Genomic DNA, 9,398 nt, shown 5'->3' with positions numbered 1-9,398 from the left:
GATGTATCTTCGTCCCCTGCACCTTTTTTATGAAACAGGTGAAAATCCGGAAGGCACAAATCTTCATAATGAAGACATGTTAAGAACAAATACGGGGTTGGGATCAAAGGGGATTCGGGCAACAGGCCGTTGACATTTGAATTGGCCCATAATACCCTTATTAAATCAACCCGTTCTATCCGATAAAGAGGTGATACTTTTTTGGCAAGACCGTTGCGTATCTGGTACGAACATGCCCTTTATCATATTACACAGGTAACTTCGTTGCCTCCTCTTCGCGCTCCGCTATTGCCTGGGCTCACGTCGCCCCCTCCTGCAGCAAAGCTCGCAGAGCCTTCACTGTGTAAGCTAATGCCTGCGTCGGCTCGTCGTCGTCGCCTCGTTCTATGCATGAAGCCACATTGGGATCACAAGGAAAAACCAGAGTAAGGAAGCGCGAAGTATGGGAAATGAAGAAATCATTCTTCATTTCCGCCGGATTTACATAAGCGCATATGTAAATCCGGCTTGGGTGAGCAGCGGCATGTCGGGGATTTTGCAGATGTGGATGGGCTGCGAGCTTTGCAGGCCGTAATCGTACTGAACGTACGATGGAGGATCGCGAAGCGAAGCAGACCGCCGCAGATCAAAATCCCCGACATGCCGCTGCTTTTAATAGACCTGGCAAAAATACATAATCAGCTCTCTTCCAGAGCCATCAGTTCTGTATTGGTCAGCCGCAGACGCTGCGAGATTGTGTAGGGGATAATGGGGACGTCCATAAATATATAACTAAACTTCTTAATACATTATCTTTCAATTTACTCTGGCCGAAGGGATTTGCCCCGCATATTCATGCAGGGTAAACCGTTATGATGGTTGCCACCCGCAACAAAGTTTCGTATTCCATAGCATAATTGGCAGCTTGCGGATACCCGGATAAAAACAGGCTGGGGTATAATACACACAGTTATGTATTCTTGTCTGGGCGGCAAGGAAAAGGTTTCAGGTACACGAAGTTCAAGGCGGGATGAATGGAGGCGTACTTAGCAGTACGTCGGAGTGAGAAACGCCGAAGGGCGACAAAGTAGATGGACCTTTAACTCGTTGCCCCGCCGAAGACAACGAAGTTTGCCGTAAAAAACACGAGGCCAATTATTATCACGGAAAGGCTACAAAGATTCTACCCCTCCCGTAGCGGAAAAAGCAAAATACAAGGGGATGAAGATAATATTTTTTTCAGGCATTTCTGCATAAGGCCGCGAAGACAGTACAACAGCCGTACCGCTGTTAGTATAGGCTTCTTTGAACAGATGGAGGCTTTTCAGGCTTCCCGATGATCCGCTTTTTACCTCTACCGGATGAACCACATCTTTTATAACGGCAAGGTAGTCCACTTCTGCAGAGCTGCTTTTTGCCTGTCTGTCCCAATAGTAGAGATCTCCTTTTTGAGCAACAAGCATTTCCTGCCCTACAAATTGCTCCGCCATAGCGCCACGATAGATGTTCAAAAGATCGGCTTTTGCATATTCCGTGTCTATCGGCATGCCGGAAAGGTTCTGCATAAGACCGATATCAGCCATAAGAGCTTTAAATATCTTCGAGGAAGCAGAGGCTCCCAAAGGTAATCCTTCGGGGTTTGCAGATGGGACTTTTCGTATTACACCGGCAAGACTTAATACTTCAAAGGCCCGTTTTAAAGTCGGATTCGAGAAACCCTCGCCAAGGCGGGCATATTTAATTTGCTGTCCCACGCTCCTGGAAAGAGCGGTGAAAACATTGTTCAAAAAATATTTGTCTACCTTTGTTGTGTATTTTGCAAAATCCATCCGGTACGTTTCGATGATTTCTGACTGAACATGGAATGCTTCACGCATTGAACCGGTATCCAAATAGGCACGGACACTTTCAGGCATCCCACCGATAAAAAAATACCTTTTGAGTTCTTCCAACAAATAATCATGAACAACCGGCGATAAAGGTTTTGGTTCGTCAAGCACGGTGGCGACAGCCTCAGTGTTGCCGATAGAGTACAGATATTCCGGAAATGTTAAGGGATAGAGGTGAAGAAACTGAATTCTCCCGACAGGAAAGGAAGTGTCTTTCAGTGCAAATTCCAGAAGCGAACCGGCTGCAACCACATGAAGATCGGGCATTTCTTCATAGAAATAACGAAGGGCTGTAATAGCACGGGGGCATGACTGTATTTCATCAATAAAAAGAAGTGTTTTTTCCGGGCTGATCTTCTGCTTCAGGACTATTTCCAGATCGGCGACAATGCGCCGGACGTTCAGGTCACCTTCAAATATTCGGTGCCATGAAAGATTCCGCTCAAGGTCAATCAGGGCAATATTTTCGAAATGTTTTTCCCCGAGCTGTTTTAGCGAATAGGTTTTTCCTACCTGTCTAGCACCTCTTAATATCAGCGGTTTACGCCGTTTGTTCTCTTTCCAGGCTATGAGTTCTTTGTCAATGAATCGTTTCATCACAATCTCTTAGTTTAATTTTACAAGGTTATTTTAATACAATAACTTTAAAAAGAAAAGGTTTATTTGGGTTATTTTGAGACGCTACGATAACACAGGCGATGCAACAAGGTATGACAATCGCCTCGGCCCAACAAAGTTAAGGGGTAAACATCACAAATATTTTCGAAGTTTGCCCCTTAATAATTTTGTATGAATGGCAACGCCATTCCTTATTCTATTTTCAGCTTGAGCCTTTATTATTCAAGACTTGTATCCACTGCGGCAGGGGCTGTGCCTGCTTCACAACCACATTCCCGCCTTCGCAACCGGGACATTTCAACTCCCTCTTATTCTCTTCGTATATAAGAAAGGCGCGACCGCATTCCTTGCATTCGTATTCTTTGCCAGGCATCTTCTCTCACCTCCGTGGCCCTGCTTTTAATTAAGTATAGTATTTCTGAAGCCTTTTTTCTATATCATCTGCAACAAGGAGGCAGAACATTATTAGCCTAAAAATAGTACCTCATCCTGAAATCCACCCTGTAATCATTCTGTTTTTCTCCGAATTCGCTTCCCTTCGGGCCAACGATAAAGATAGACCGAAGCCGAAGTTCCCAGTTCTTAAAACCGGTGTAGGCCAGCTCAGGAGACATGGAAAAGCTTTTGTCATCAATGTTGACGATCCAGGTGATTGCAGGGGTGAAGTAGAGGATGTTGAAGGGCTCTTTCTGACTGGCACGGAGATAAAGGTAATTCATCCCGGGGTTGGGTTTTCCATAACCGCCCTGGTATAAGGTATCAGCTTTGTTCATCTGAGCAGGATTGCCTGTAGCGGTATATGTTGCGTAACCCGAGTCGATGAAAGAAAAATAACTCCTCATCTCTCTGGTATTAAACCCTGTGCCGTTTCTGTAGTACTCGAAGATATAAGTTGTATCGTTGGCGGTAAGATAACGCAGGCCAAAGAGATAATTTTTCGCCCCGTAGGTTGACTGGTACGTATTCCCATTCCGGTCAACGGCCATCTTCTGGCTGGAGTTGATCAGCGAGAATTCACCGTGCACTTCGAGATTCGTGGTGATGTTCCGCGAAAAATCCGCACCGTATCGCGTAGTTTTAGCGCCGCCTGTGAGAAACATGAGATCTATGTCCGTGTCGTAAAAGAGAAAGTAAAACTTGGATGCAACATTCAAATGACCTGTTTCTCCGAAATCATCATTTACACCGCTGTATGTAGGCACCAGCACAGGTGTGAAGGAGAAGGTCTTCAGATGACCATCCCAGCTCTTCGTGTAGTCTACAGATGCCACAATGTACCCCTCACGGGCAAGCTCGGGATCATCGGGATTCTTTGGTCTGTCAAGGAATGCCGCCGGGTTCCAGGCATAGCCCTTGCCCCAGTTGAGCGTTTTCTTGCCGAATTCCGAAACAAAGGCAGGCGACGGCTTGAGAGAGATGTTGCCCTCGAAAATCTTTGTCTTTGTTGTTTCCACTGCATAGTTATTGGTGTAACTCGTATTCGTTTTTACGTAAAAACGTGAGATACCCTTTTCAAGGCTTCCCTCCAACTGGAGTGTCCCGTCATATTCAGGTGTTGTGGCGTCTGTCTTGCGATTATAAAAGTTGAGCTTGTATAAGGCAGCATTTCTGTCCACTCCAAAGAGGACAGGAAAAAATTCTACATAACCGCCTATACTGTACGGCTTCTTATCGACCTCGGCAGCATCGAATTTATATTCCTCAGCATAGGCGCCGCCAGATATAAAGAAAGAAACGTGAAGAGATACAAACAAAAGACTGATAAGTGTCCACAATCCGAAATCGGAAATCCGCAATCAATTTACCTCAGCGATTCCATCTTCGGCATAAAGGTCAGGGTAAAGACCTCATCCTTAAAATCCCGTTTCTTGATCTTGGCAAAGACCATGACCGATTTATAGCCTTTGTAAAGCGGACTGTCAGTCTCTATAACTGCGGGTCTTACAAGTCCATTGCCAAAGTCCTTTATATCCTTGAAATAGAGGGTTTTGATCAGCATATCAGCTTCGGTAAGGCACTCTATCTTTATGGGAACAAGCTTGTCCTTGTCCACCCACATCTTGAGCCTGTCATAAGCCACGCTCTTTGTCTTTGCTTTGAGAAATATAAGCTGTTCAGAGCCGGAAGCATCAACTTTCTCAACGTCGTATTCGACAGCGTAATCAAGGGCCAGAATATCGGCATTATTAAAGACTCCGCCGACCACGGACTGGAGGCTTGTGATGCGAACCGGCTTTCCCACGTTCGGGATGTAGAGCCACATATTATCGGCCAGCCTGAGCGTGCTCCTCCCTTTGTCGCTTGCCGGGGAGAGAAATAGCCCCACAATCTTGTCTTTCCCTTTTTTTGCAGTGTAATAGGTATATTCCTTTTTGCTGCCATTCGGCTCTATGTTGATGATTTTCCGGTATGATTCATAGGACTCCGGGCTCAAGTTCTTGTCTATCCGTGCAAGAAGCTGGGCACCGTCAATGGCATAGGCAGTTGCAGCGAGAAATACTACCATCAGTAATGCTATTAATGTTTTAAACATAGGTTACTCCTTCTGTTTTAGTGTTCATCGCTCATCACCGGCACGCCTTATATGCGCGTTTATACATGTCTGAGTGCCTCTATAGGCTTCATTCTGGATGCTTTGAATGCCGGCTGGAGACTTCCAGCCGTGGCAACGAGGATAACGATCAATGCCGTGACAATGACATCCGGCACTCTAATCACCGGTGACAAAACAAGCCCTGTCTGCATCCCGAAATTAAAAGTAATCTTTGCCAGACCAAGGATATTGATGATGATTAGCCCAAAGACCGTTCCTATCGCAGCACCAAAAACGCCGAGAGAAAAGCCCTCTATGAGGAACATGGAGAGGATTTTCCCGGGCAGAGTCCCTATGGCTGCGATGGTGCCTATCTCCCTGATTCTCTCATAGACCGCCATGACCATCACATTCATGATACTCACCAGCACAATGGCAATCAGCATAAGTTTGATGAAAAATGCCATCATATCAATCATACGGGCTATATTGTAAAAGGGTGACAGCCCTTCCCAGGTATGTATCTCAAATACGTGTTTACCCTCTTTGTCAAGCTCTTTCGAAAGGGCGCTGGTGAGTTTATTATAAACAGATTTGAGATTTCCAAAATTGTGGAGCCTTACGGCAATCTCGCTCACCTCCGGAGCATCCATCCTGAGGATTTCCATGGCATCCTCGATATGGAGATAGCCATCCCTTCCGCCAGGTCCTGTAGCGCTTTCAAGTATTCCACCGACTTTCAACTGTTTCCCATTCACTGAGCCGTCCTTGTTCGTGGCTATGATGACAACCATGTCCCCGACCTTGATCTTCATGCCGCGAGCAAGCAACTCCGGAATAAGAATCTCATCCTTTTTTACAGCCTTCTCGCCTTCAATGATTCTTGACGCAAGGAGCGGAACTGTCTTCAGCTCTTTTTCCGGATACACGCCGTTGAGCCTGACATTAGTCGTCTCAGTATAATTGCTGAATCCTCCTCCAAACTTTATTCTCGGCGAATATGCTTCAACGCCGGATGTCCCGGAAAGCAATTTGTCCACCCTTGCCATGGCCTGGGGTCCCATGTTCAGAGTCAGCGGCAGGTTGTCAATTGACGCCACATAGCCCTTTTGATGGATCTGAATGTGGCCCAGCATGGAATCTGTAATCTGGCCGATGATCATGTTTTTAAAAGAACCGGATACGGCAGCAAAGATAAGGACGAAGACAACTCCTATTGCTACGAGCGATCCGGTGAGAAGCGTCCTTCTCCTGTATCTCATGAGATTCCTGATGGCTATTTTGAAGAGATTACCCATTAGCCCCTCCCTTTACCTGGCGGTCTTTTAACAATCCATCCTCGAGGGTATATATGATTTCCGCTTCTCCTACGATCTTCTGGTCATGCGTTGAGAAGATAAAAGTAGTGCTGAATTCATCCCTCATCTTTTTCATCAGCTCTATAATCATGTATGCTGTTTTGGAATCAAGGTTTGCTGTCGGCTCATCAGCGAGTACAAGACTCGGGTTTGTCACGAGAGCGCGCGCTACAGCTACCCGCTGTTTTTGCCCGCCGCTTATCTGATCAGGATATTTGGTTTCCTGCTCCAGCATACCCACAGCACTAAGGAGTTTCATTACGCGCTCTCGCCTTTTTGCTGATGGAATGTTCTGAACCATAAGCAGGGGATACTCAATATTCTCGTACACAGTGAGCACGGGAATAAGGTTGAAATCCTGGAATATGAAGCCGATATTATTGCCCCTGAAGAGGGCGCTTCTTCTACGGTCGAGGGCCAGGACATCCGTGCCTGCTACTGTTAAACGGCCCTCTGTTGGTTTATCAAGACATCCGATCAGGTTCAGGAGCGTTGTCTTGCCGCTTCCAGAAGGCCCCACAAAGGAGACGAAGGAGGCAGGATCAATCTCAAAGCTCACTCCTTTCAATGCCTTGAGACTTACCTCCCCTACTTTATATTCTTTAGTTACGTCTTCAACTTTGATCAATCCCATCCTATCCTCCTTTTCACAAAGAAGTCTTATTTTATACTTCTTACTTGCGTTAGCTAAGCAGAAAAACCCTCACCTTCCCCATAAGTGAAAACATGAGGTTTTAGTTCTAAAACCCCGCCAAAGGAATAGGAAAATGGATTTAACATACTAAGTAAATATCTTTCCCTCACCGGAAAAATAAATCCTGTCAAGTTGCCCTTTTATTCTTTTCCCCCGGGTTTTAATGTCCCATAATTTACTTCGGGAGGATTCATTGCCATTTGTCTGCCCTCGGCAAATTGAGACGTTTTGACTGCCGTAAAAGCCGTAAGTTGAAAATATTATTTATAAACCATTATAAATTTGTCGAGTCCCGTTGTCCAGCCACAAGTAAGATTTAACCTTTTCCATTAACGGATTCAAATGCATTGTCCTGCTATTTCAAGAACATGTCAAGAAATTTATCAGGCATTACAAATTCAATCTGTCCGAAGCGAGAACTTTTGAACATTGAACATATTTTTGTTCACACCAGTTGGACACTTAAATTGTTTTCAGAACTCTTCAAGCGTTTTAGATTCAGATATTTTCATTTCATTTTATTTTAACTTCAACGGTCATGCACTTCCCGGTGCTCAAATGCACTGCAAAGTAAATCTCATTCTGTACATTCAAAAATGTCACTGAACATTTTATTCTGCCTTATTAAAAATATCGAGATGGCTTTACTCACCAGATTTACCGTATGGTGAATGACTGTAGTCTGTCCATGTGACAGCAACTTTTTATAGAAGATAAGACAATATACATTGCAGACATTAAAACAATTGATGAATATTTTTCATTGCTTTATGTCCAGAAATTGCAGAATATAAACAGTATGGTAGAAGAGGGGGTGGACAATGTTGCTTAAAGTTGGATCAGCAGGCGATGATGTAAAAAAAGTACAAACCAGATTAGGGATTAAAGCTGATGGTTTTTTTGGTACAGCGACAGAAAACGCGGTAAAAGCCTGGCAGGGCGCAAATGGTTTAACCGCGGACGGCATTGTCGGTACTGATACCTTTTTAAAAATGTTTCCTGATGCCGCTGCCGGAAAACCGGCGCCTGTAGGCGGAACAGATAACGTCAATGTTTCAGGCTTATCAATGGATAAGCTGGTAAATCATGTTCCTGATGCGGTTATCAATGAAATTGCCGGGTGTGCTGAAAAATTCCAGATCAACTCTTCCCTGCGTTTAGCTCACTTTTTAGCACAGTGCAGTCACGAAAGCGGTGGCTTTAAAGTTACCCAAGAGAATTTGCATTATTCTGCCGACGGTTTAAAAAAGACATTTTCCAAGTATTTTCCCGGCAACCTGGCTGACAGTTACGCGCGGCAACCGGAAAAAATCGCGTCACGTGTTTACGCGAACAGAATGGGTAATGGCGACGAGGCAAGCAAGGATGGTTATAAATTCAGAGGTCGAGGCTATATTCAATTAACCGGTAAAAATAATTACCGGGCCTTTGATGAAACAGTAGAAGACAATATATTGAACGACCCTGATCTGGTTGCGTCCAAGTATCCCTTGTTGTCAGCCGCCTGGTTCTGGCAATCCCGTTCGCTGAACACCCTGGCTGACAAAGGTTCAGGCGAGGAGGTGGTAACGGAAATTACTAAAAAAGTTAACGGCGGCACCATCGGCTTAGCCGAACGTATTAAATATTTTAAGGAGTTCTATGAGTTGTTAGCCTAAGCAGTTTCCTGACGGAAACTGTCTCGCCGTAAGTTATTGCCCATCAGAGAGAAAGCGTCTCAGCCTCATCACTGTGGTGATAAAAAGAAAAGCCAAGGAAAAAATTCCTTGGCTTTTCTTTTTATATCTTAAACCCGGCAACGTCCTACTCTCCCACACAATCTCTCGTGCAGTACCATCGGCGCAGGAAGGCTTAACTACCGTGTTCGGGATGGTAACGGGTGTTGCCCCTCCGCTATAGTCACCGGGAAACTTGTATCAATTTCGAATTTAGAATTGCGAAGTTAGAATTTAAACCCATACTGCGCATTCTCAATCCTACATTAATTTTAAAGAGCATGTGCTTCGCAAAAACTGTTATATGCGAAGCATCGAACTTAAATAGACAACTATATATGTTGTAAATAATGAAGTATGATCAAGCCTCTCGATCTATTAGTACCGGTATGCTCAACATATCACTATGCTTACACAATCGGCCTATCAACCAGATAGTCTATCTGGGATCTTAGCCCGGTACTGCTACCGGACGGGATAACTAATCTTGAAGCAAGCTTCCCACTTAGATGCTTTCAGTGGTTATCTTTTCCGTACGTAGCTACCCAGCCATGCCACTGGCGTGACAACTGGTGCACTAGAGGTACGTCCATCCCGGTCCTCTCGTACTAG

8 protein-coding genes and 2 rRNA genes are annotated in these 9,398 nt (G+C 44.9%); 2 read left to right on the top strand and 8 right to left on the bottom strand.

Features of this window, described 5'->3' with window-relative positions; translation table 11 throughout:
• Positions 1-507: 507 nt before the first annotated feature.
• Positions 508-741, top strand: coding sequence for a hypothetical protein (locus NT178_08030; GenBank protein MCX5812478.1), 234 nt, complete (start codon positions 508-510; stop codon positions 739-741).
• A gap of 410 nt (positions 742-1,151) precedes the next feature.
• On the opposite strand, the gene NT178_08025 is transcribed toward NT178_08030, so the two are convergent.
• The 6 genes from NT178_08025 to NT178_08000 form a co-directional block, all read right to left on the bottom strand.
• Complete coding sequence (locus tag NT178_08025) at positions 1,152-2,465, bottom strand: AAA family ATPase (GenBank protein MCX5812477.1); 1,314 nt, start codon at positions 2,463-2,465, stop codon at positions 1,152-1,154.
• A gap of 223 nt (positions 2,466-2,688) precedes the next feature.
• Positions 2,689-2,859: a hypothetical protein gene (locus NT178_08020; GenBank protein MCX5812476.1), complete on the bottom strand. Its 171-nt coding sequence runs from the start codon at positions 2,857-2,859 to the stop codon at positions 2,689-2,691.
• 97 nt (positions 2,860-2,956) lie between these two features.
• A complete protein-coding gene (locus tag NT178_08015) occupies positions 2,957-4,282 on the bottom strand; it encodes a hypothetical protein (protein ID MCX5812475.1) in 1,326 nt (441 codons plus the stop codon).
• A gap of 5 nt (positions 4,283-4,287) precedes the next feature.
• A complete protein-coding gene (locus tag NT178_08010) occupies positions 4,288-5,019 on the bottom strand; it encodes an outer membrane lipoprotein-sorting protein (GenBank protein MCX5812474.1) in 732 nt (243 codons plus the stop codon).
• Positions 5,020-5,078: 59 nt separating this feature from the next.
• Positions 5,079-6,317: an ABC transporter permease gene (locus NT178_08005; GenBank protein ID MCX5812473.1), complete on the bottom strand. Its 1,239-nt coding sequence runs from the start codon at positions 6,315-6,317 to the stop codon at positions 5,079-5,081.
• On the bottom strand, positions 6,310-7,011 hold the full coding sequence (locus tag NT178_08000; protein MCX5812472.1) for an ABC transporter ATP-binding protein: 702 nt from the start codon (positions 7,009-7,011) through the stop codon (positions 6,310-6,312). Before NT178_08000 ends, NT178_08005 begins: the two co-directional genes overlap by 8 nt.
• A gap of 881 nt (positions 7,012-7,892) precedes the next feature.
• Here NT178_08000 and NT178_07995 point away from each other — a divergent pair.
• A complete protein-coding gene (locus tag NT178_07995) occupies positions 7,893-8,729 on the top strand; it encodes a peptidoglycan-binding protein (protein ID MCX5812471.1) in 837 nt (278 codons plus the stop codon).
• A 132-nt stretch (positions 8,730-8,861) separates the two neighbouring features.
• Here NT178_07995 and rrf read toward each other — a convergent pair.
• Both rrf and NT178_07985 read right to left on the bottom strand, forming a co-directional pair.
• Positions 8,862-8,978: ribosomal RNA gene (gene rrf / locus NT178_07990) — 5S ribosomal RNA — on the bottom strand.
• A gap of 165 nt (positions 8,979-9,143) precedes the next feature.
• Positions 9,144-9,398 (bottom strand): 23S ribosomal RNA (locus tag NT178_07985); the annotation flags it as partial.

The organism is Pseudomonadota bacterium, from assembly GCA_026388255.1.
Classification (GTDB): Bacteria; Desulfobacterota; Syntrophorhabdia; order Syntrophorhabdales; family Syntrophorhabdaceae; genus JAPLKB01.
Note: the sequence above shows the minus strand (reverse complement) of the source record. Positions and strands in the feature narration are given on the sequence as shown.